14 protein-coding genes, 21 tRNA genes and 1 pseudogene are annotated in these 23230 nt (G+C 44.2%); 5 read left to right on the forward strand and 31 right to left on the reverse strand.

The genetic code is table 11. From position 1 onward, the window contains the following. Positions 1–101 precede the first annotated feature (101 nt). Positions 102–632 carry a pentapeptide repeat-containing protein gene (locus tag FD725_RS32795; RefSeq protein WP_256872023.1) on the reverse strand — a complete coding sequence of 177 codons (531 nt, stop codon included), beginning with the start codon at positions 630–632 and terminating at the stop codon, positions 102–104. 1170 nt (positions 633–1802) lie between these two features. Here FD725_RS32795 and FD725_RS32800 point away from each other — a divergent pair. Together FD725_RS32800 and FD725_RS29260 are read left to right on the forward strand one after the other, a co-directional pair. Then, positions 1803–6644: pseudogene (locus FD725_RS32800) on the forward strand (Calx-beta domain-containing protein); the annotation flags it as partial. Between the two features lie 165 nt (positions 6645–6809). Continuing rightward, the gene (locus FD725_RS29260; RefSeq protein ID WP_179051755.1) at positions 6810–7583 is read left to right on the forward strand and encodes a peptidylprolyl isomerase; all 774 of its coding nucleotides are present in this window, start codon (positions 6810–6812) and stop codon (positions 7581–7583) included. A gap of 10 nt (positions 7584–7593) precedes the next feature. On the opposite strand, the gene FD725_RS29265 is transcribed toward FD725_RS29260, so the two are convergent. Continuing rightward, positions 7594–7776 (reverse strand): hypothetical protein, encoded by a 183-nt coding sequence (locus tag FD725_RS29265; RefSeq protein WP_179051756.1) that lies wholly within the window; start codon positions 7774–7776, stop codon positions 7594–7596. Here FD725_RS29265 and FD725_RS29270 point away from each other — a divergent pair. After that, positions 7760–10720, forward strand: coding sequence for a peptidase domain-containing ABC transporter (locus tag FD725_RS29270; protein ID WP_179051757.1), 2961 nt, complete (start codon positions 7760–7762; stop codon positions 10718–10720). The genes FD725_RS29265 and FD725_RS29270 overlap by 17 nt on opposite strands. Positions 10721–10852: 132 nt before the next feature. Then, the gene (locus FD725_RS29275; RefSeq protein WP_179051758.1) at positions 10853–12484 is read left to right on the forward strand and encodes an HlyD family type I secretion periplasmic adaptor subunit; all 1632 of its coding nucleotides are present in this window, start codon (positions 10853–10855) and stop codon (positions 12482–12484) included. Positions 12485–12814: 330 nt separating this feature from the next. On the opposite strand, the gene FD725_RS29280 is transcribed toward FD725_RS29275, so the two are convergent. From FD725_RS29280 to FD725_RS29295, 4 genes are all read right to left on the reverse strand, one after another. Then, positions 12815–13120, reverse strand: coding sequence for a hypothetical protein (locus FD725_RS29280; RefSeq protein WP_179051759.1), 306 nt, complete (start codon positions 13118–13120; stop codon positions 12815–12817). Between the two features lie 19 nt (positions 13121–13139). Then, positions 13140–14081: a ParM/StbA family protein gene (locus FD725_RS29285; RefSeq protein ID WP_179051760.1), complete on the reverse strand. Its 942-nt coding sequence runs from the start codon at positions 14079–14081 to the stop codon at positions 13140–13142. A gap of 614 nt (positions 14082–14695) precedes the next feature. Next, positions 14696–15643: a ParB/RepB/Spo0J family partition protein gene (locus FD725_RS29290; RefSeq protein ID WP_179051761.1), complete on the reverse strand. Its 948-nt coding sequence runs from the start codon at positions 15641–15643 to the stop codon at positions 14696–14698. Next, positions 15640–16413 (reverse strand): ParA family protein, encoded by a 774-nt coding sequence (locus FD725_RS29295; RefSeq protein ID WP_179051762.1) that lies wholly within the window; start codon positions 16411–16413, stop codon positions 15640–15642. Before FD725_RS29295 ends, FD725_RS29290 begins: the two co-directional genes overlap by 4 nt. A gap of 361 nt (positions 16414–16774) precedes the next feature. On the opposite strand from FD725_RS29295, the gene FD725_RS29300 reads away from it, so the two are divergent. After that, the gene (locus FD725_RS29300) at positions 16775–16963 is read left to right on the forward strand and encodes a hypothetical protein (RefSeq protein WP_179051763.1); all 189 of its coding nucleotides are present in this window, start codon (positions 16775–16777) and stop codon (positions 16961–16963) included. On the opposite strand, the gene FD725_RS29305 is transcribed toward FD725_RS29300, so the two are convergent. The 25 genes from FD725_RS29305 to FD725_RS29425 all read right to left on the reverse strand — a co-directional run bounded on the left by FD725_RS29305 (position 16945) and on the right by FD725_RS29425 (position 23148). Continuing rightward, positions 16945–17027: transfer RNA gene (locus tag FD725_RS29305), tRNA-Ser, on the reverse strand. The two genes, FD725_RS29300 and FD725_RS29305, sit on opposite strands and share 19 nt — an antisense overlap. Before the next feature lie 88 nt (positions 17028–17115). Next, positions 17116–17189: transfer RNA gene (locus tag FD725_RS29310), tRNA-Ala, on the reverse strand. 5 nt (positions 17190–17194) lie between these two features. Further along, a tRNA-Arg gene (locus tag FD725_RS29315) sits at positions 17195–17266 on the reverse strand. 6 nt (positions 17267–17272) lie between these two features. Further along, a tRNA-Val gene (locus FD725_RS29320) sits at positions 17273–17348 on the reverse strand. A 5-nt stretch (positions 17349–17353) separates the two neighbouring features. Further along, positions 17354–17425: transfer RNA gene (locus FD725_RS29325), tRNA-Gly, on the reverse strand. 121 nt (positions 17426–17546) lie between these two features. Then, positions 17547–17620 (reverse strand) — tRNA-Thr (locus FD725_RS29330). 8 nt (positions 17621–17628) lie between these two features. Continuing rightward, positions 17629–17705: transfer RNA gene (locus tag FD725_RS29335), tRNA-Met, on the reverse strand. Between the two features lie 12 nt (positions 17706–17717). Continuing rightward, positions 17718–17791, reverse strand: a tRNA-Leu gene (locus FD725_RS29340). 6 nt (positions 17792–17797) lie between these two features. Beyond that, positions 17798–17872, reverse strand: a tRNA-Lys gene (locus tag FD725_RS29345). A gap of 5 nt (positions 17873–17877) precedes the next feature. Next, positions 17878–17953, reverse strand: a tRNA-Lys gene (locus tag FD725_RS29350). 5 nt (positions 17954–17958) lie between these two features. Further along, positions 17959–18032, reverse strand: a tRNA-Pro gene (locus FD725_RS29355). Positions 18033–18117: 85 nt separating this feature from the next. Then, positions 18118–18195, reverse strand: a tRNA-Leu gene (locus FD725_RS29360). A 5-nt stretch (positions 18196–18200) separates the two neighbouring features. Further along, positions 18201–18274, reverse strand: a tRNA-Gln gene (locus tag FD725_RS29365). A 5-nt stretch (positions 18275–18279) separates the two neighbouring features. Continuing rightward, a tRNA-Gln gene (locus FD725_RS29370) sits at positions 18280–18375 on the reverse strand. A 5-nt stretch (positions 18376–18380) separates the two neighbouring features. After that, positions 18381–18455: transfer RNA gene (locus tag FD725_RS29375), tRNA-Asn, on the reverse strand. Positions 18456–18464: 9 nt separating this feature from the next. After that, a tRNA-Phe gene (locus tag FD725_RS29380) sits at positions 18465–18538 on the reverse strand. A gap of 6 nt (positions 18539–18544) precedes the next feature. Continuing rightward, positions 18545–18618, reverse strand: a tRNA-Arg gene (locus FD725_RS29385). Positions 18619–18812: 194 nt separating this feature from the next. Beyond that, a tRNA-Glu gene (locus FD725_RS29390) sits at positions 18813–18909 on the reverse strand. Positions 18910–18914: 5 nt separating this feature from the next. Continuing rightward, positions 18915–18986 (reverse strand) — tRNA-Trp (locus tag FD725_RS29395). A 106-nt stretch (positions 18987–19092) separates the two neighbouring features. Further along, positions 19093–19167 (reverse strand) — tRNA-Cys (locus FD725_RS29400). 85 nt (positions 19168–19252) lie between these two features. Beyond that, positions 19253–19328: transfer RNA gene (locus FD725_RS29405), tRNA-Asp, on the reverse strand. Between the two features lie 201 nt (positions 19329–19529). Continuing rightward, on the reverse strand, positions 19530–20066 hold the full coding sequence (locus tag FD725_RS29410; protein ID WP_179051764.1) for an HNH endonuclease: 537 nt from the start codon (positions 20064–20066) through the stop codon (positions 19530–19532). A gap of 705 nt (positions 20067–20771) precedes the next feature. Further along, the gene (locus FD725_RS29415; RefSeq protein WP_179051765.1) at positions 20772–21347 is read right to left on the reverse strand and encodes a hypothetical protein; all 576 of its coding nucleotides are present in this window, start codon (positions 21345–21347) and stop codon (positions 20772–20774) included. 117 nt (positions 21348–21464) lie between these two features. Further along, positions 21465–22112 (reverse strand): type I restriction enzyme HsdR N-terminal domain-containing protein, encoded by a 648-nt coding sequence (locus tag FD725_RS29420; RefSeq protein WP_179051766.1) that lies wholly within the window; start codon positions 22110–22112, stop codon positions 21465–21467. A gap of 55 nt (positions 22113–22167) precedes the next feature. Beyond that, positions 22168–23148, reverse strand: a complete 981-nt coding sequence (locus tag FD725_RS29425) for a site-specific integrase (protein WP_179051767.1) — start codon at positions 23146–23148, stop codon at positions 22168–22170. Positions 23149–23230: the final 82 nt, after the last annotated feature.

Below are 23230 nucleotides of genomic sequence, written 5' to 3' on the forward strand. Positions count from 1 at the left end.
AAGGGCCAATAACAGCTTCAGGATTTCCTACATTTACACCATCTCTATCTGCTTCCTTACTTGCTAGTTCAACACCTATTAAAGATAACTTCTCTCAAGTTTCAGATACAGTTATCATTTCGGACACTTCCGTCAGGCATAGTGGTGTTACAGAATATAGCTCCAGCAACTCTAGGATTATCGATTCCCCCAGGCAAATCAATCAAAGCACTACTCAGGTCAACGTTAGTCAAGTTAGCCCCAATCAGGTGAGGAGCACCGAACATAGCTCCGGTTATTTGAGCATTGGTCAGGTCAGCTCCTGGCAAACCGGAATCAGCCAAATTGGCTCTAGTCAAATTGGCTCTAGTCAAATTAGCCCACTCAAGCGTAGCTTCACAGATGGAGGCTTTAGTCAAGTTGGCATCACTGAAATCAACCTCTTCGAGTTGAGCGCAATCCAAATTAGCTCCACTGAGATTAGCCCCACTCAAATTAGCTCCAGTCAAATTAGCCCCGAACAAAGTCGCTTCGCTCAAGTTGATTCCAGGCAAGGAGGCATCTTCCAATCTGGCTCCATGCAGGTTAACTTTGGAGAAATCTCTCTCCCCAGCAGCGTATCGTTGCAACAATTCCTCAGCAGTTATACTCATCTATACTCCTCTGCATTAAGCAACACATTTAAAGATAACTTACTAAGTATCTTCGACCCCACCTTCAACATCAACTTCCAAATAACCAATCTCCCCACCGGACAATTAGCCGAAGCCCAAATCACTGACTACGACCAATACGGTCGCCCCAACGGTGGAACCATCCTCATCGACAACGACGCTAACGGTGTAGGCTGGTTCATCGACCCCACTCCGCTTGATAACAGCGAATTCACCATTTCCCTCACTGACACAGCCTTCCGAGCTACCACAGGCGACGCATTCGTTAAATACGACCTCCTCACCACCATCCTCCACGAAACCGGACACCTACTAGGTATAATCAACGGCAACCCAGGCTTTGACCGTTACACCCAAACCATCAACGGCACAAAAACCTTCATCGGCAACAACTTTACCGCCACCCTCACCCCAGACGGTAGCCACCTTGACTCCAAAGTACACCCCTACGACCTGATGAACAACACCCTCGCTCCAGGGGTGCGTAAACTACCATCATGGCTCAACCTGCAAATGATTAACGCTATCCGTAATACTACGGCAGCATCAAATAGTGCAACACAACTAACAGCACCACTAACCGCAATACTCCTAGCAGACATCACCAACGGCAACTTCAGCGAAAGCGACACCACCAAACCCGAATACGGCTGGACAACACGCGGTGCAGCCACCATCCTTAACAAAGAAGCCGTCCTCACCGAAGACTCCCCCTTACTCAGCAACTTCTCCCAATCCTTCATCATCCCAGAAGGAGCCAAATACCTCCAATTCACCTTGAAAAACACCACCTTGGGAGCAAACACCCCCACAGCCCCAGGTGACGCATTCGAGGTGGCATTACTCAACGTCAACACCAAACAATCCTTAGTCAACACCAGCCAAGGACTCACCCAAACTGACTCCCTACTTAACATCCAAAATAACGGTACATACTACACCAGCAACAAAGTAACTCTAGTCAACACCACCCCCAACAGCACCCTTACCCTCAACCAACCACTCACATTTAAAGTAGACCTCACAGGCATTCAAGCAGGAACCGCCGCCACTCTGTACTTCGACCTCCTTGGTTTCGGTGCAAAAGATGCTAAAGTCGTCCTCGACAACGTAATGCTGCTAGACAACGACTTCATAGCGCCAGTTGCCAACAACGATACCGCCACCACCAACCAAACTCAACCAGTTACAATCAACCTTCTGGCTAATGATACTGATGCAGACAGCAGCATCAACCCCTCAACCCTGACCATCCAAACCAACCCCAGCAACGGGACAATCCTGCTCAACCCAGATGGTACAGTTACATACACCCCCAACACCACCTTCGTCGGCACAGACACCTTCACCTACACCGTACTCGACACAGAAGGCTTAACATCCAACACCGCCGCCGTCAACATCACAGTCAACAATATTGCCCCAGTCATCACAATCATTACAGGCGACACCACCACCACCGAAGGCAAAACAGCCAACTTTAGTGCCACAGCCATCGACCCAGGTGACGAACTCACCTACCTCTGGAACTTTGGCGACAATTCACAATTAGTAGAAGGTAAAAACGCTACCCACACCTACGCCGACAACCGCACATACATCGCCACCCTCACCGTGATGGATAGCAAAGGCGTAAATAGCTTCCGGTCCCTAGAAATCACCGTCAACAACGCCGCACCCAGAGTGTCAGCAGGTGCAGACCAAAGCATAAACGAAGGTCAATCTGTTAACTTCAACGGCACATTTACCGACCCTGGTATCTTTGACACCCACACCTACACTTGGGACTTCGGTGACGGAAATACCGTAAACGGTACACTCATCCCCACTCACATATACGCCAGCAATGGCACTTATACCGCCAAACTCACCGTTACCGATTTTGATGGTAGTGTAAGTAGCGATACATTAATCGTCACCGTGAACAATGTCGCTCCTGTAATCAACACCATCAACGGCGAGATTACAGTCAATGAAGGCGCAACAGCTAACTTCAGTGCCACAGCCACAGATGCAGGCAACGATACATTAACATATACTTGGGACTTCGGCGATCGCACTGAGCCTGTTGAAGGTCAATCTGTCAGCCACATCTTTACAGATAACAATGATTACACAGTCACCTTGACAGTACGCGACTCGGATGGTGCAGTCACAGTGCAAACACTTAACGTTAAAGTGAACAACGTTGCACCAATAGTTGACGCAGGTACAGATTCTATCGCCAACGAAGGACAAGCCATAGTCTTCAATGGAAACTTTACTGACCCTGGCATCTTAGATACTCATACAATCGAGTGGAACTTTGGCGACGGGAACACTACAACAGGTATTCTCAATCCGACGCATACTTATACCCAAAATGGTACGTACAGCGTCACTCTGACAATAAGCGATAATGCAGGTGCATTAACAACTGACACTCTCACAGTCACCATCAACAATGTCGCCCCCATAATTACTCAAATCACAGGGACAACAGAAGTAGAAGAAGGCACAGCAGCTTTCTTCACCGCCCTAGCTACCGATGCAGGCAACGACACCCTCACCTACACATGGAACTTTGGCGATGGTTCTGACACTGTACAAGGATTTGATGTTAGCCACACCTTCAAAGACAATGGAATTTACACCGTTACCCTGACTGTTAGCGATTCTGATGGTGCAACGACCACCCAAACACTAATTACAAAAGTTAATAACGTCGCAGCGACAGTTGATGCGGGTGTAGACCAAATCATGTATACAAACGAACCCGTTATCTTCGACGGGCAATTTACCGATCCAGGGATTTTAGATACCCACACAATTACTTGGGATTTCGGTGACGGCAACATCGCCACTGGTATCCTCAACCCATCCCATACATACACTCAACATGGGGAATACATTGTTACCCTGGCGATCGCTGACTCGGATGGTGCAATCTCCAACGATACCATGATCATGACCGTGAAGAAACCGCCCACCATCTCTGTGAGCAATATCTCCATCCAGGAAGGGGATCATGGCAACAAGTATGCCGTTTTCACTGCCAGCTTAAGTGAAGCTAGCTTACGTACCATCACCGCCAACTACTCCACTAGCGACGGCACAGCCACTTTTGCCGATTATACTGCTAGCAATGGCACAATCACCTTTGAAAGAGGCGAAATCAGCAAGACTATTACCGTTCAAGTTCTCGGTGATACAACAGATGAATTTGATGAAACCTTCTTCCTCAATTTGAGCGAGGTGACGAACGCTACAATCGTTAATCACACAGCCTCTGCCATCATCTTGGACGATGACGCTGACCCAAGCATCACGATAGGTGACAGAAGCATCACCGAAACAGACAATGGTACAGCAACCATTACCTACACTCTTAACCTTTCTGCACCTAGCGCCAAACCGATCTCGGTAAAATATGGCACAGAAGATGGTACGGCAATAGCTCTTAATGACTACATCGCTACCAACGGTATAATTAACTTTGCTCCCGGTGAAATAACCAAAACTGTTACCGTACAGGTACTTGGTGATACCATCGATGAATTTGACGAAACCTTCTTCCTGAACTTGAGTGATGCTACAAACGCTACCATTACCAACAACCAAGCCGTAAGTACAATCCTCGACAACGACGTACCACCCAGCATCATCATAGGTGACAAAACTATCACGGAAGGTGACAACGGTACAGCAGCAATCACCTACACCGTCAGCCTCTCTGCACCTAGCGCCAAACCAATCTCCGTCAAATACGCTACAGCAGATGGGACAGCAACTGCTGGAACTGACTATACTGCTACCAACGGTACAATTAACTTTGAAAGAGGTGAAACAACTAAAACCATTACGGTACAAGTGCTGGGTGACACTATTGATGAATATGACGAAACCTTATTCCTCAATTTGAGCGATGCTACAAACGCTACCATTACCAAAAACCAAGCTGTAAGTACAATCCTGGACAACGACGCACCACCCAGCATCATCATAGGTGACAAAACCATCATGGAAGGTGACAACGGTACAGCTACCATCACCTATACCGTGAACCTCTCCGCAGCCAGTGAAAAAACAATCTTAGTTAAATACGCTACAGCAGACGGTACGGCAATTGCCGGAACTGACTACACCGCCACCAACGGAACACTCACTTTTGCACCAGGAGAAATCACTAAAACGATTACCGTACAAGTGCTAGGCGACACTATTGATGAATTTGATGAAACTTTCTTCCTCAACTTGAGCGATGCCACAAATGCCACAATTACTAACAACCAAGCCATAAGTACAATTGTTGACAACGATGCACTACCAAGTATAACGATTGGCGACAGAACTATCACTGAAACAGATAGTGGTACAACAACCATCACTTACACTATCAACCTCTCCGCAGCCAGCGCCAAACCCATCTCCCTCAAATACGCTACAGCAGATGGCACAGCAACTGTCGGGAATGACTACACCGCCATCAATGGTACAATCAGCTTTGTACCAGGGGAAACCAGCAAAACCGTTACTGTTCAAGTACTTGGTGACACCATTGACGAATTCGACGAAACCTTCTTCCTCAACTTGAGCGATGCTACAAATGCCACAATTGCTAAGAATCAAGCGGTAAGTACAATTGTTGACAACGATGCACTACCAAGTATCACGATTGACGACAGAACTATCACTGAAACAGATAGCGGTACAACAACCATCACTTACACTATCAACCTCTCCGCAGCCAGCGCCAAACCCATCTCCCTCAAATACGCTACAGCAGATGGCACAGCAACTGTCGGGAATGACTACACCGCCAGTAATGGTACAATCAGCTTTGTACCAGGGGAAACCAGCAAAACCGTTACTGTTCAAGTACTTGGTGACACCATTGATGAATTTGATGAAACCTTCTTCCTCAACTTGAGTGATGCTACAAATGCCACAATTGCTAAGAACCAAGCGGTAGGTACAATTGTGGACAACGACGCACCACCAGCAATTACAATAAGCGACAGAACTGTCACCGAAACAGATAGCGGAGCGATCTCATTCACCTACACTATCAGCCTGAATACCCCAAGCGGTAAACCCATCAGCGTCAAATACTCTACAGCAGATGGGACAGCAACTGCTGGCAGTGACTATACTGCTACCAACGGTATAATTAACTTTGCTCCTGGTGAAACTACTAAAACTGTAACTGTTCAAGTTCTGGGTGATACCATTGATGAATTTGACGAAACCTTCTTCCTCAACTTGAGTGATGCTACAAACGCTACCATTATCAAGAGCCAAGCTGTAACCACCATCATCGACAACGACGCACCACCCAGTATCACGATTGGCGACAGAACAATTACCGAAGGACATAGCGGAACGCAAATACTCAACTTTACCGTTAGCCTCAATAGCGCTTCCCAAAAGACAATTAGCGTGAAATATGACACAGCCAACGGTACAGCAACTGCTGGCAGCGACTATACAGCAACAAGCGGTACAATTACCTTCGCCCCTGGTGAAACTACTAAAACAGTATCAGTACAAGTGATAGGCGACAGATTAGACGAACAAAACGAGAATTTCTTTGTTAATCTCTCTCAAGCCATCAATGCCAACATTGCCGATGCCCAAGCAATTGGTACAATTATTGATGATGATGAATCACCCACACTGACTGTGAAGAGTGTCCCAGGGGAATTATGGCCACCTAATCATAAAATGGTGGAAGTCAAAGTCAACGTTAAAGTGAGTGATGACTTTGATGCTAACCCCACAGTCAGATTAGTATCAATCACCAGCAATGAACCTGATAACGGCTTAGGTGATGGCGATACGGCGGGTGATATTGAAATTCGCCCAGATGGACGGATTTTCCTGCGAGCAGAGCGTTCTGGCAATGGCAATGGACGTATTTATACCCTAACTTACAGTGCTACTGATAGTGCTGGTAATGTAACTTACTCTACCACACAGGTTACAGTCCCCAAAAATCAGGGTAAATCCTAACCGGTTAACAGCTAGCAGTTAGTTCTTAGCATGAAGGCTGTTGCTAATCGCCAACTGCTATAGCCCGAAATTTATTAAGTATGAATGCTGTTGCTTCTAGCACATTTTTCAGCCAAGATACAGAAGGCATCATACCAAAATTCTACACCTGTCTTCTGACGAATAATGGATTCTCAACTCCAAATAGGCGATCGCACAATCTTACCAACGGAATTACCATTACTACTAGCACAGCATAAAATCTTACCTATACTCCAGCGCGAAATCATCATTGAACGTGCAATTAGTAATATTTCCCTCACCCCTGAAGAGAAAGCCGCTACCATTGAGGCATTTTATCAACAAAATCAACTTACAACCCCCCAAGCTGTCGCCGCAGTACAACAACAATTCTGCATTAATCAAAACCAACTCCAAGCACTAGCGACAAAAGAACTCAAACTAGAGAAATTCAAAATTGCCACTTGGGGAAACAAACTCGAACAATACTTTCTCCAATGCAAACCTCAGCTTGATAAGGTTGTATATTGCCTTTTGCGTACTGACAATAGCGAAGTTGCACAAGAACTATTTTTTCGCATTCAAGATGGTGATGCTACCTTTGCTGAGTGCGCGAGTATTTATTCTCAAGGACTTGAAGCACAAACAGGTGGTTTAATTGGCCCAGTACCGATATCCCAAGCTCATCCTATCATTGCAGAAAAACTAGCGACAATTCCAGCCGGGCAAGTATTACCCCCAATAAAGTTAGAAAATTGGTATATTATTATACGACTTGAATCTTTGATTCCAGCACAGCTAGATGATGTGATGAAAACTACTCTCCTCAACCATTTATTTGAACAATGGTTAACCCAAGAAATCAAAAATACACCAATCTCCTTGGTTAGTAACGATCATTCTGCTGAACAAACTCAACTAAAACCTTATTTATCCTGAATTATACTCTTTATACCAAACATAATTTAAGTAAAAACACAGTAGCTTTTTTGATAAATAAAAGCCAAGCTTTGACGAGAGTAATTGCGTAAAAATACATATCCTCTTTTGCCAATTGATCATCTTTTTGAGATAGCAACAGTTGTTTGGCTATCCTGTTCCATTTTTGTAAGGCAATGACGATTGAACTCACAAGTCTCTACCACGAGTTTCTAGCTAAAACCCCACCATTCAACCGAATGGATCACCAAACTATCACCAATCTGATCTTAAAGCTAGAACCATTGCGCTACCGAATGGGACAAGCTATCCTGACTAGAGAAAACCTCCCCGCACGTATCGCAATCCTTTATGAAGGACAAGCACGGTTGCTGGGGTATCCTCTAGGTGGAATCGCACCGCAAACTTTAGAAAAACTTGCTCCTGGTGCAATCATTGGTCTCACAAGTACTATTAGAGGTGTACCATGTGAAACAGCGATCGCATCCACTCTCTCCGTTTGTCTTACCATCAAGGTATCTGATTTCTGTGAATTGCTGGAAAAACAACCCGAACTAGCAGCATACTTTCGCAATCAGTTAAATTTAATCGAAATATATGACTTACTAGCAGCAGAACTGAATCGTCGGGGTAAAGTCACAGAAGATTTCAAAGAACTAGCGATTCGAGCCATAAATCACGCAACTATCCTCAATTTACCTAACGGTAAAACTCAACTCAACCAATTGGATCATAATTTAGTTTGGCTAGTCAGCAGCGATGGTTGTAATTATCCTGTTGGTAGCAGTATTAACCAAAGTGATGGTGATGATATTCAATCTTCAGGTAAAGGAGTACGCCTGATTGGATTTACTGACCCTACATTATCATTCTCCCAAAACGCAACCATCGTTGTTGATGATATAAACATTGTTGCTAACCCTTGGGAAAGTGTTCCGTTTGCACCTGAAAAACCAGAACAACTAGAGTCAACTAACTTACAACAAGTCCAATATCCTTACATACGTGGTAGAAGCCCAGTTGATGCTACACTTGCTTGTTTCCAAATGCTATCGCAATACTGGAATATGCCGTGGAAGAAAGATGTACTTAAACGAGCGTTAGTTAGCAACTATCAACGTACTGGGAAAATTTCTATTGAACTGTGCGGTGCTGTTGCAGAATTGATGGGTTTGCAATCCCAACTTGTGGAAGTACCAGCAGTTGCAGTCTTCCAACTCCCCACTCCAGTATTACTTCCCTGGCAAGATAGTTTTGCCATTATTTATAAAACTACAGAAAAAGAATTAACCTTGGCTATCCCTGAACAAGGGATTGTGCGTAAAAAGCCAGCAGATTTTATCGAAACTTGGGGAGAATCAGGACAAGTATTATTATTACAGCATACATCAGAAACGCCGCAAAAGCGATTTAATTTAAGTTGGTTTCTACCAGCCATCAAAAAACATAAAGTTGTCTTAATTGAAGTTTTTATCGCCTCATTATTTGTCCAACTATTAGGGTTAGCTAATCCCCTGATTACCCAAGTAATTATTGATAAGGTAATTATCCAAAATGGAGTTAATACCCTCAATGTACTTGGTGGATTGCTGATTGTCATGGCAATTATTGAGGGTGTAATTACTTGGTTGCGAACTAACTTATTTGTTGATACTACCAACAGAATAGACTTAAGCTTAGGAAGTGAAGTCATTGACCACTTGTTAAGATTACCACTACGTTACTTTGAAAAGCGTCCTGTCGGGGAAATATCCTCCAGGATCAATGAACTAGAAAATATTCGTTCTTTCCTTACAGGTACTGCGTTAACTGTGGTGCTGGATGCCATATTTTCTGTAATCTACATTGCTGTGATGGTTTGGTATAGTTGGTTATTAACTATCGTGGCATTAGCGACTGTACCATTATTTGCTTTATTAACATTTATTTTTGCCCCAATAATTCGCAGTCAAACTCGCACTAAAGCCGAAAGGAATGCTGATACTCAATCATACTTAGTAGAAGTTGTTTCTGGTATTCAAACTGTTAAAGCTCAAAATATTGAACTGAATTCTCGATGGCAATGGCAAACACGTTATGCACGTTATATTAGTGCTAGTTTTGAAAATGTCCTCACTTCTAATACGGCTGGTTCTCTGAGTAATTTTCTCAACAAGCTTTCTAGCTTATTGTTACTGTGGGTGGGTGCATATTTAGTATTGCAACAAAAGTTAACCTTGGGAGAACTAATTGCTTTCCGCATCATCGCTGGCTATGTCACGAGTCCACTACTAAGATTAATTCAACTTTGGCAGAACTTCCAAGAGACAGCACTTTCATTGGAAAGATTAGCAGATATTCTTGATACTCCTCAAGAGTCAGAATTAGCAGGAAGAAATAATATACCAATGCCAGCAATTGAGGGACAAGTCAAGTATGAAAATGTCACCTTTGCTTTTGCTAAATCTCCCAATCCCCAACTCAACAATATATCAATTGAAATTCCCCAGGGTGCATTTGTCGGAGTAGTGGGACAAAGTGGTGCAGGTAAAAGTACGCTGACAAAGTTAATCCCCCGACTTTACGAACTGGATGCGGGAAGAATCTTGATAGATGGTTATGACATCTCCAAGGTGGAACTGTATTCCTTACGCTGTCAAATTGGCATGGTATTACAGGATACTTTGCTGTTTGATACTACAGTACAGGAGAATATTGCTTTAACGATGCCGGATGCGACACCGGAGGAAATTGTAGAAGCAGCGAGGATTGCTTGCGCTCATGATTTTATTATGAATTTGCCTAGTGGTTATGAAACTCGTGTGGGAGAGAGGGGTGCAGCATTATCAGGAGGACAAAGACAAAGAATGGCGATCGCTCGTACTGTACTACAAAATCCACCGTTGTTGATCATGGATGAGGCTACCAGTGCTTTGGATTATGCTACTGAGCGTCAGGTGTGTTTAAATCTAGCACAGGCATTTAAGGGAAGAACAGTACTTTTTATTACTCACCGTCTTGCGACTATCAAAAATGCAGATGTCATCTTAATGATGAGTCAAGGGAAGATAGCAGAACAAGGAACTCATGATGAATTGATGGAAATGAAAGGTTTGTATTATTGCTTATATCAACAACAAGAAGCTGCTGCTGCTTAGAAGTTAGATTTATTCAATAAGCGAATAAGTTAACTTTTTAAACACTTAAATTAATGATGTAATTTAAGGCTGAGATAATTTTTATGATTTTCCTGCTTAATTTAACAATTTAAAAATATTACCTAATTATTTATGAATACTAATAACGGAAACGGCACGAATGGTAATGGTAATTATGCAAGTAATAGTACACATAAAAATAAAAATAGTAATGCTCATTCATCAATACCAGAAACGGTTTCTCTTCAACAATTAGAACAAATAGTAGCTCAAAAGCCTGACACTTCTGAAATTCAACCATTACCACCCAATCACACACCAAGATATGTCCCTAAATTTGATCAACCAGTAATATTAAAACAATCTCGTAAATGGTCAAGAGCAATTCTTTGGGGATTAATGCTTTCTACAGCAGGGACAATTATTTGGGCTTCGATTGCGACAATTGAGGAAGCTGTATCAGCTACAGGTAAATTAGAAGCATCAGGTGCAACTAAGGAAGTACAAGCACCTGTTGGTGGGGTAGTCAAAGAAATACTTGTTGAAGATGGTCAAACCGTCAAAGCTGGAGAACGTCTTTTATCTCTAGATAATACAACTTCTTTAGCACAGTTAAATTCACTGCTAAAAATTCGGGAAAGTTTAATTCAAGAGAATCAGTTTTATCAATCTCAATTACAAGGCACTGGTACACACGATATCTCGACTTTAAAAATCCCCAGTCAAATGATAGATTTAACTAAAAGTCGAGTTGCCTTAATAGCTGAAAATCAGGTTTACCGCGCTCAGTTGAATGGTAGAAGTAACAATACTCCACTTACTCTAGAGCAGCAGGAACGTCTACAATCTATTGAAACTGAGTTAGATGCGCGTATCCAATCTGCTCAATCTGAAATTGAGCAATTCCGCCGCCAATTACAGCAAGCTCAAGTCAGGTTAGCGAGTAATTTAGATAATTTGGGGATGAATCAAGGGATACTTAATGATGTAACTCCGTTGATGAAAGATGGGGCTATTTCTAGGATTCAATATCTTAAACAACAACAAGAGGTTCGCAATTTAAGAAGCGAAATTGACCAACTTATTCAAGAAAAGGCTCGTTTGCAGTCGGCTATTGCTCAAGCTCAAGCTAAGTTAGCTAATACTATTGCTTTGTCTCGCAGAGATTGGCTCAATCAGATTGCTGATAATAATAAACGTATTGCGGAGATTGATTCACAATTAACGAAAGCTCTTGTCGAAAACAATAAGAAAGTTGCGGAGATTGATTCACAAGTTAGTCAAACGCAGATGAATCTGAAGTATCAGGAAATTGTTGCTCCTGTTGCTGGGACTATTTTTGAGATGAAGGCTCATACTAGGGGTTTTGTGGTAACTTCTAGTGAACCGATTCTCAAGGTTGTTCCTAACAATGCTCTGATTGCTAAGGTTTATATTACTAATAAGGATATTGGGTTTGTTCGGACAGGAATGAGTGTGGATGTCAGGATTGATTCGTTTCCTTTTAGTGAGTTTGGTGATCTTAAGGGTAAGTTGGTGTGGGTTGGTTCTGATGTTTTACCACCGGATCAGATTTATCCATTTTACAGGTTTCCGGCGAAGGTGCAGCTTGATCGTCAGCAGTTAATGGTTTCAAAGCGTAATATGGGGTTGCAGTCGGGTATGGGTGTGAGTGCTAATATTAAGATTCGAGAACGGAAGGTTATTTCCATTTTTACTGATATGTTTAGTTCTTCTGTGGAGAGTCTGAAGAATGTCAGGTAAAATATAATATTCAAAAGTCGCAAGTTACAAGTCGCAAGTCGCAAGTGTACCCACGACTGAAGCCGTGAGATTGAGATAAGGACACTGTGTTTCTCGCGCCCTCTGGGTGACGCTCCTAACGTCGCTACCGCTTCGCTAACGCCAGTTCCCTACGTAGGGAAACCCTTCTACAGGACTGGACTCACTGCGCGTCTCGGTAACACATCTTTTTCTTAAGTGCGGCTCTAAACCCACAACTTAAGTTAATTCTTCTTGCTTGCGACTTGCGACTTGCGACTTGTCGGTAATTACCGTGCAAAAATCAGAAAATTATCCGCTAAAGCTGAAAGTTCATAAATCAAAATCAAGGGTGAATGTGTCGCTATCAGAATCGAATTCTGTTTGAGGTGTGGATGCAGTTAGCTCTGGTGGCTGTGGTTGGTTTTGGTTTATCGTCACTGGAGTGGAAACTGGTGTATGTACGATTCCTTGTTGTATGGGAAATACACCCTTTTTGAAGGCAAAATAGCAGTCTATAATAAAGTAGAGCGTCTCTAGATAACTTTTATCTAGTAGTTGTGATTCGGCATATATACGTTCCCGATAGCTATCTTTGATGCGGATTTTTTCGGGGGTCTTGTCTTGATTCTCTGCCATTTTTCCCTCTCAATTGTAATTACCCGTTCTTGTTTACAATCGCTTTTGCCATTTCTAAAAGCCCGACAGCATTAGCTTCTACTGGATTGTCTAAAACTTTGAACCCGTTCTTCTCTAGCAGCTTCTTCAGTCCAGGTAGCAGACACCCTCCACCAATCGCCCAAATTTCATCTCCTTGGTGTTTGGCATCAAGTGCCATATTCACCATTTTTTTTAGGTATTTCTCGTACCAATCTTTTAAACAAGCACTATAGATATCTTTGATATCGATGTCACGACTATATCTGGTATGCCCCATTTCTAGACAAAATCTAATCTTCGATACCTCACCGACTTTACCTCCATTCAGATGTTTCATTTTCTGGGCAATTTCATCTATGAGAACTTCTACACCTGTTGGATAGGGTGTATGTACTTCTCGCTTTCCTTGGTTGTAACGCGAATATAGTGTTGTACCATTACCAAAGTCTAAAACTGTTAATTTTTTGGGTAGTTGCTGCCCAAATAATGCGCCTATTCCCTCTGGTACTACTTTCAGCACTTCTATCTTTACGAATGACGCTTTCCCCGCCAGTATTGGCTGGTATTCTCCATTTAATACTTTCTTCAAATTCTCGGCTAATGCTACATCATGTAAGCTGACTACTAATTTTAAATGCCACGCTTTACGGTGTGGCAAATGTGCTAATGCTCCTAACAACGTCAATAGTGCATTCTTGATTTTGTTTTCATTGCTATCTGTGTTGCGCTCGAAGTGATTTCCGGCACGGAATGCTGATTCCCCAACTGTGTAAGCATTCCCGTTGAGAATTACTCTTCCTGCTACGTCTTCCATTTCTGAATAGGAAATATAGCTAGGGACGCGAATGACTTCAAATCCTTCTACTAACAGTTTTAGACTGCCGTAACCGTTATCAAATCCTGCTGGGAAAATTTTTTGTAATACGTGAATATTTGACATGGGTGTTATTTGGGGTATAAAATTTTGCTGGCGATAAAATACCCTAAGCATTACCTAAATATACCCTATATAGGTGTTATTTTTCTAAAAAACTTCTCTACTGTCTTTGGGGTATATATAACACCCATATATACCCCACAATGATTTTTGATTTTAAATTCGGTTAATGTATTCAGATTTGAGAAAAAGTTGACTCAGGGGTAAAAAGCAGGGGAGCAGAGGAGAAAAACCACCCACTAGGGGAGCCAGTCTCGTGGGCGGTGAGTGCAGCCACACGTGCAGCTATGCCGCCGAGTGGACTGCCGTTAGCGTAGCAGCGACTGTGCGTAGCGTCACCCGAAGAGGTTTTCCCCAGACTTGAGAGAACTGGCGTTGGGGCTTCAACTAAGGAAGCGAGGAAGCAAGGGAAGCTATCGTCCACCCTTTTCTCCGAGAGGCTGCGCCCTAAGCGTAGCTATGCCACAGGCTTTACGGCAAGATCCCTTCAACTGCGCTCAGGGCATCGCCAGGGGCAAGGCTTTGAACCTTATCTGGACAAACGATGTGGATGAAAGCAATGTAACCTCTTGGCAAACAATTTTTCCCCGCCCCCTGTTTTCGTTCAACATCTTGGTTCACAGGTGATTGTCATCTTGCATCAATTCATCTAACTGAGCCAACAACTTCTCTACCTTTGCTTTTTTCTTGGGGTCATCCCAAACTTGGGATTTTTTAAAGCGACGAAATGTGTCATCAGCTTTGTCTTTTAAGGATGGAGTTTCTGATTTAGTCTGCTGCTCAATTTCTTTAATCTTGCGCTTGATTTCACTTAATGAGAGGTTGTAGGCGATCGCATCTTCTAGGAGTTGCTTTCTGGTTTCCTCATCTTGAAGTCGGGCGATCGCTCGTGCTTTGGTATATTCGATTTGTCCCTGACGCAGCGTTTCTAGTACATCAGCCGGGAGATTGAGTAAAGGAATGCGGCTGACGCGAAAACTTTCAGCACTAAATCTACCGATAGCTGAAAGGATAGTTTCAATAGTTTCAAGCTGACGGAAAACGTTTTCCGTCAAATCTAAGTTTCGCTTTTTGGCATTGGCAGCAGAGTTGAGGACGGAGATCACCTCGTTTTTACTAATACTGAGTTCAATGCTCAATAGTTCAAGTATGCCCTCAGTTTCTTCTACAGGATTTAGGTCTTCACGCTGGAGATTTTCAACAAGCTGCACCTTAGAGGTGGTGATATCATCCATTTCGCGGATAATCACGGGGACTTCCGTTAGGAGAGCAAGTTGGGCAGCCCTGAAACGGCGCTCCCCTGCCACAAGTTCATACTCTTCACCCACTAGGGGACGCACCAACAGAGGTTCAAGGATGCCTAGTTCTTTGATGGAGCGTGATAGTTCTTCCAGCTTCTGCTCGTCAAAGTAGCGGCGAGGCTGTGAGAGAGGCAGCTTGATTTGGGTAATGGGGACAGTATTAGCAGGGTTGGTTTTAGTGTCAGGCTGCGTAATGCTGCTGCCAAACAGCAGATCAACGGGTTTTTTAATGGCGGCGTAAGGTTCGTTACGTTTACTGCTCACGGTTTTACTTCAAGTTTATCTATACTGTTGGCAATTTTTTTGAGTACACCCACAGCCGGGTGATTTTTATCAAATAATCCTAGTGGTAGTCTGCGCTCAGAGGCATCAGCAAAGGCAATAGTTTTGGGGATTGGTGGGTAGACAGTGCCAATGTCTGATAATTGTTCTTGCACAGCTTTAAGTGTACGCGACTCTTGGGCAGTACGACCATCAAACATTGTGGGTACAAATCCCGCAAATTGCAAGCCGGGATTGGTATGACTGCGTACTTGGGTGATTGTATTGAGTAAAAGTTCTGTTCCCTTGAATGACTTAAACTGGCATTGGATAGGGACAAGAATATGAGTTGCCGCAGTCAGGCTGATAATGCTGAGTAAGCCCAGTGATGGGGGACAGTCAATCAAAATAAAATCGTATTTATCTTGTACTGTGACCAAGGCATTTTTCAGACGATATTCTCTAGCGATCGCACTTGCTAGCTGCATTTCACTAGCAGCAAGGTTAATATCAGCCGGGACAAGTGCCATACCGTGAATTAGTTCAGGATGAATGGGTAATGGCTTGTTATCTACTATTGATTGCTGGATGCTGATGCTCAATTCGTCGGGTTCAAGTCCCATGAAAGTAGTCAAACTAGCTTGCGGGTCCATATCCACTAATAAGACTTGACGTTTTTTGAGTGCAAGGTGGTAGCCTAAGTTTTGGGTAAGTGTGGTCTTAGCAACCCCACCACTTTGGTTAAATAGCGCAATAATGCGGGTTTTGCTCACAAGTAATAAATTACAGTTGTAATTAAAAATGCTTCTAATACAGGCAGATTGTAGCGCTAGGACAAGGGTAATACAACTGGGGACAGTGAAAAATTACAAAGTAGGCGATGGCGCAAGCGCCCACCATAGGTGATCGCTATTTTGCTTGTGTTGGCAATAACTATAAAGTCGATTGTAGACCATCACTCGTTAGATAGAAGGACATTTTTATAAACAAACACAGTTTTCCGAAATTGTTAACGCCCAGGTGGTAGTAATTATCAGAATGGCGAATTATATATAACTTCTATAAATAACCAGGGGAATATACCCCACAAAAGCCCGGTCACAACGACTGTTTTTTTTGGTGGAGGTACAGATAATGCAGAGCGATCAATGTCTACGACGGGCTGCACCTACGCATCCAGCAGTTCTCTTGGAAACTCTTACTAGCATTGAACCAATTGAAAAGCTAATCCACCAGGGAGGTACTGCCCCTCCTATTTCTGTGTTATCAGCACAGCGCCTCACTTTTCGGCTTCAGGTGGAAGGCGGAAGATGGAGGAATTGAACCCCCAGGTGTTACCCTGCTCTAGTTTTCAAGACTAGTTGCCCTCCCTTGAGCAGCATCTTCCATTCAGGGGTGTCTAAGGAGACTTGAACTCCCTAATGACTGGTTTCACAAACCAGCGCCGCGACCGCTTTGGCTTCAGACACCATCAGTGGATACTGGTCGGATTTGAACCGACATCTTTCTGCTTGCAAGGCAGACGCTTTCCCAGTTAAGCTACAGACCCATAAGCAGGAGCGGTAGGAATTGAACCTACATCGGTCGATTTAGAAGATCGATGCCCATCCATTAGGCGACACTCCCATAAATTGGTAGCCCTGGCAGGAATTGAAAGAGTGACTTCCTCTTTGTAAGAGAGGCACTCTCCCCAGTGAGTTACAGGGCTATGAGAGCGAGTGATGGGACTCGAACCCATGCGCTGAGTGTGGCGCACTCAGATGCTAGCCACTACATCACACCCGCATTTAAGAACCTACATGGTTCAAAGCGATCAACGAGACTCGTAGCTTGCTTCCCGCAGGGTACTCGTACCGTGAGTTTGGAAAACTCTGATGCTGCCATTACACCATGATCGCGTTAGTCAAGCTGGTGACAGGAGTTGAACCCACAACCTACTGATTACAAGTCAGTTGCTCTGCCACATTGAGCTACACCAGCACTAATTTTGGTGACGGGGGTAGGAATTGCACCTACTGATTTTCAGCTTATGAGGCTGACGAGCCAACTGTTACTCCATCCCCGCGATGTCACCAAATACCCCTGACAGGATTTGAACCTGTAGAAAACCTGTTTTAAGCGGGTCATGTCTACCAATTGCATCACAGGGGTATTATTTGGTGGGCGCTACAGGAGTTGAACCTGCATTTGCCTGATTAAGAGTCAGGAGCATAACCGTTCTGCCAAACGCCCATGTTTGGTGGGTCGCCAGAGAGTCGAACTCTGATCAGTCCGCTTAAAAGGCGGCAACTCTAGCCATTGAGCTAACGACCCATGAATCCGAGTGGTAGGATTTGAACCTACGACCGCCTGTTCCCAAAACAGGAGTGCTGCCAAGCTACACCACACCCGGATAATACAGAAGAGTGGGAGTTGAACCCACAACCTCTGGTTTCTAAGACCAGCACCTCTTCCAGTTGGGTTACAGCAGCATAATTTGGTACTCCTGACGGGAGTCGAACCCGTACACAGACTGTTTTTGAGACAGCCGCCTCTTCCAATTGGGCTACAGGAGTATAGACTGGGAAGGAAGGAATCGAACCCTCAAACTTCGCATTCAAAGTGCGACGGCTTTGCCTATTTGCCTACTTCCCAATAAATGGCTGCCGAGGTAGGGTTTGTAGCTTGCTTCCCGAAGGGTACCTACAAACTCCTGTTTCAGAGACAGGTGACTCTACCAATTCGTCTACTCGGTAATAAATGGCTGCCCCAGTAGGACTTGAACCTACAACCTCGCGGTTAACAGCCGCTTGCTCTGCCATTGAGCTATAGGGCAATGTGCCAGTCCCCCAGGTCGGTTTCGATCCGACGACCTCCTGTTCTTCAAACAGGCGCTACTACCAACTGAGCTACCGGGGGGTAAAGCGAGAACGGAAGGACTTGAACCTTCACTTTTCAGTTTCGTAGACTGATGTGTTATCCAGTTACACCACGTTCTCATAAGGCGGAGAGCAGTGGACTCGAACCACAGATGCAATCCCATCTGTTTAGCAAACAGCGCCGATCGCCTGATCGATTTACTCTCCATTGTTGATAGGTCGGGCAGGAGTCGCACCTGCAACGCAAGAAGCGGCTGTTTTACAGACAGTTAGTTGCCCACGCTGATAGGCGAGCCGACCTATGAAAGATTTAGTAGTGCAGACGGGACTCGTTCGCGTTAGCGTTCTCGAAGAGTACCCGCTAATTACACGCTTGAAAGACGTGTCGCTCGACCACTTCGCTTCTGCACCATCAACGCACAGACAAGGATTTGAACCCAGAACAACAGTTTTGGAGACTGTAGTGTTGCCAATTACACCATCTGTGCATTTGGTAGCAGCGACGGGAGTTGTTCGCGTAAGCGTTCCCGAAGGGTACCCGTATACTCAAGGGATAGAGCCGAGTACCTTGCCGTTAGGTGACGCTGCAATGCTTGGAGTCCGAGGTGGGAGTTGAACCCACGATGATTGGTTTTGCAGACCAACGCCTTCCCACTTGGCTACTCGGACACATTTAGAAGCCTCGACGGGAGTTGCACCCGCTTCTCTTTGACTGAGAATCAAAGCGACTTATCTAGTCGTCCACAAGGCTACACGGGGATGATGGGATTTGAACCCACGTTCTTTCGCTCGACAGGCGACTGCTTTAAACCGGACTAAGCTACACCCCCACGTTAGATGGCAATTATTCAGTTTTCATGGTTCTGATGTGTTTGCTCTATGCCTTTTTGAGAGGCTGTAGTCTTCCGCTACATTTATACTACATAATGTATTACAAGGTGTCAAGGGCGTACTACAAACTTTTTTGAGAAATGAGAGGGCAAGGGTTGCTTAATAGCTGTATTGCCCTCTGTGACTAACGTTGAAGTAAATTACTCGTTCTCGCTTAGGCGTTGCATATTCCAAAACTGTTCAGCAAATGCTACTGCTGGATGAATTGGAGCTTTGGGCTTGTTTTTCAGTACCATTCCCGCTTCATGAGGCAAGCGATCGCCTTTGGTTGAGTTACACTTCTCACACGCTATTACAACGTTGTCCCAGGTATGCTGCCCACCCTTGGAGCGAGGGATTACATGGTCAAGTGTGAGATGCTTGGTACTACCGCAATATTGGCAGGTGTGGTTATCACGCTTCAAAACCTCACGACGGTTTACTGGCGGTACTTTCCAGTGGCGTTCGGGATTACCAATGGTTAAGCGAATGTGTTCTGGTACTTGTAGTACAACACTAGGAGAACGCACTTCCCACTGCTTTGTAGTACCAAAATTCACAGACTCTGCTTGACCTGTGACTAACAGTACTATTGCTCGTTTGATGTTGATGCGTGCTAGTGGTAGGTAGTTTTTAGAGAACACCACCACTGATTTTTGTAATATGTGTGCTTGCTGAAAAGGTGGTTGAGCTTCCATGTGATTCACTCCTAAAAAAATAACCCCCGCCTCTGGATGAAAAGAAGCGGGGGTCAGGTAGTTGATACTTTTGTCCCTATGTTGGTGCTAGACATCTGCACCTCCCGCTCTGAATAAGTTGATCTGGATTCAGCCATTCAGCAATTGCTCCTAAAATGCCAACACTTGCAGATTTACCGCCGACAAAGCAATATGTTCCCTCAAACGCAAACAGCGCAATTACTCCGCCTAAACCCTTGTTGAGTCGGCAATGCACCGCGTTACTAATGTTTGAAGAGAATCTGCTGATCATTGAAGATTTGTAGTATTTGTAATTGAGATTAATATCAATAATACAGTTGTAGTATGTTTTTGTCTACTGCACAGTTTTGGGGGATGAGCGATAGCGCAGCGTTAGCGAGTTTACGAGCGTCTGCCAAAGGCGGCAAGCTACGCACTGGGTCGTCTTTTCCTCTAAGAAACTGATCGCTTCCCCCACTTCTCTGATCCAGCCTGTAGTTCCGGTGCTGTTTTGGCTGAGATTGTACGAATGCTACTGGATGAAGCACTTAAGGATGTAGAAGAGTAATGCAGTAATTAAGTTTACTGCCACTGATTTAGACTCTAAATCATCAATAATCTTCTCAGCTTCCTATTTTACAACTGAACTATCTCAGATGACTAACAATACACTAGTGATAAATCTTACTCTATATAAATAGTCTCTCATTTGATGGGGTGGTACAGTCCATCATCGCGCCTTTGCCACGCCACAGAACCAGGATCTCTCGATCTACACCACCTTTCAAAATCCTTTGGAGTCTGAGTACTCTGCTCTCGCTCTAAAGTTGCCAAATCGACACCCAATCTTTTAGCTAAATTTTCTCCCTGATATGCTTGCAGTTCTAGGTGGGGTGGGTGATAGTTAAAAGACTGTCGCCTCGAACCCGTTGAAGAACGTTGAGAGAGTATTGAGATTGCTCCTTCTATTTTTGCTAACTTTTGGGCGATCGCTTCAGTTTTTTGCTCCAGCAGAGAGAGCCTCTGTTGTGAGCTATCGTCTACACCAGATTCTACACCAGGTTCTACACGAGTTTCTATTTGGGTAAATTGGGCTTCGAGTTGGTGTAGACGACTTTCTATACTCAATTCTGTACCCGCTACTTGTCCCAGGACTTGATGCAAGCCTTGGATCACTAAATCAGTTGCAGTAGTATTACGTTCTCGTGCAGCAGTGCGGAGTGCCATTGTCAGGGGTTTGGGGAGCTTGAAGTTAATCGATTCACGTTCTGTGTTACCCATGTCTACACCATATATATACCAAAGTATATAAATTTTAGGGTTTATGCTAAAAAAGTGGAAGCCTTAGCCGGGGACGATTCAGACCAGAGTTAATTTTCCGCCAGGGTAACACGAGACTTAAGGCGAGATATCACAGATTACCTGACCAATACGCTGAAGAATCTGTAAAATCTTGTAGAGTTCTTTAGCAGATGTAAACAGGGCAAAGACCCGTGACAAATCATATTGTGGTCTGCCTGCTTCCCACTTTACCTTGATAAATAAAACATCGTCCCCATTTGTTACCATACCAAACACGGGTTTATCGGGTTGAGGGTTAGCCATTAGATAAGCTAGGGCTTGCGGTACAGCCGACCAAATCGAAAGTGTGGTTTTTTTGGACTCTAACACCATCACCCATAACTGATTTTGTAGTACCAAAACATCAATTCGACCACGCAGCACTTCTTCGCCATCAGAGAGTACCAAATCCACAGATGATTCTGCTTTAATCCTGAATGGTGGATCGTAAAATCCAGACAGTGCGAGTAACGGCGACACCACTAGCAACATGACTGTTCCTTCTAATAAATCACCTTCGCCACGGTGGTATAAATATCTACGTCGTAGTACATCAAGCGTTGCTTTTCCTGCTTCTGTAATTTCAGGTAATTTACTAGACCACTCTGGAAAAAATTGCTCTGACTCAACGCGAACTAAACCAAAGCGAGTTTCTGCTTCGCTCAAACTGGTAATCACTTCTGTGATTGCTGTTACCTGTGCCATTCTTTCTTCACCGTTAGTGTTCTTTTCTGGTTCACCTTTCTTTTACTTTATCTGGTCAACTTTGAGATTTTTTGCGAGAACCAGGGATGTTCAAATTTTGAACAGCACGTTTTTTGGTTTGCTCGTCGCGGCGGTCGTATCTAGCAGTTAACTCAGGACTAGCATGACCAGCCAGTTTTTGCACTGTAGAAATATCAACGCCAGAGTCCAGCAATTCAGAAATAAAAGTGCGTCGGAAATCGTGAGCCGAAAAGTCTCTCACTCCCACTTGCTGACCACGCTTTTGCAAAATAAACAACACAGCTTGAGAAGTTAGCCGTCGTAGCACCACCCGCCCTGATTTATTGACATGACATAACAAAGGGCCAGCAGCCACCCCCCTAATGCTCAACCAATCTAACAACACATCTAGACCGCTATCTGGTAAATACACACTCCGGTCTTTCCCACCTTTACCTCCACGTACTTTTAAAGCACTTGTGCTTTGCTCAAAATCACCTAAATCTAAATTCACCACTTCAGTTCGGCGCAATCCAGCACCACGGAGGATAGTTAACAAAGCTGCATCTCTGTAACCAGTGGGTGTAGGGTCATCAAAGCAAACTGCCATCAAAGCAGCAATTTCTGTAGGACTCAGGGCGCGTCCCCGCAACTGTTTACTAACCTTAATATTCGCAATATCCACAGCACGAGCAAAATCTTGAGCAGTCATCAACTCTAACCGTAAAGCTTCTTTTAAAACTCGCCGCAAAGCGCACAGCATTTTGTTGGCATAAGCTGGTGTGTAATTTTCCATCAACACTGCACGTACCGCCGCAGTATGTTTATAGCGCAATGCAGCCCAATTGAGAGTCATGGCATCACAATTGCCATTGGTGAGTAAGCGAGCGATCGCCGACAGAGCATAACGCATAGCAGGACGTGAACCGACTCCAAGGGATGACAAATAGACAGCCGCCGGATGCTCAGACAAAGGAATAGGAGCCGCCAACACCAGGGGAGAGGCGAGGGATTGCGTGTCAGTCGTTTCAGGCATTTACTTATTAGAACATGGATTCTCACAAGCCACATTCTGATAACTAATTCTCTCTCCTTATGGGGACAAAGTGATCACACGG

Origin of the sequence: Nostoc sp. TCL26-01 (genome assembly GCF_013393945.1) — a bacterium.
Taxonomy (GTDB): domain Bacteria; phylum Cyanobacteriota; class Cyanobacteriia; order Cyanobacteriales; family Nostocaceae; genus Trichormus.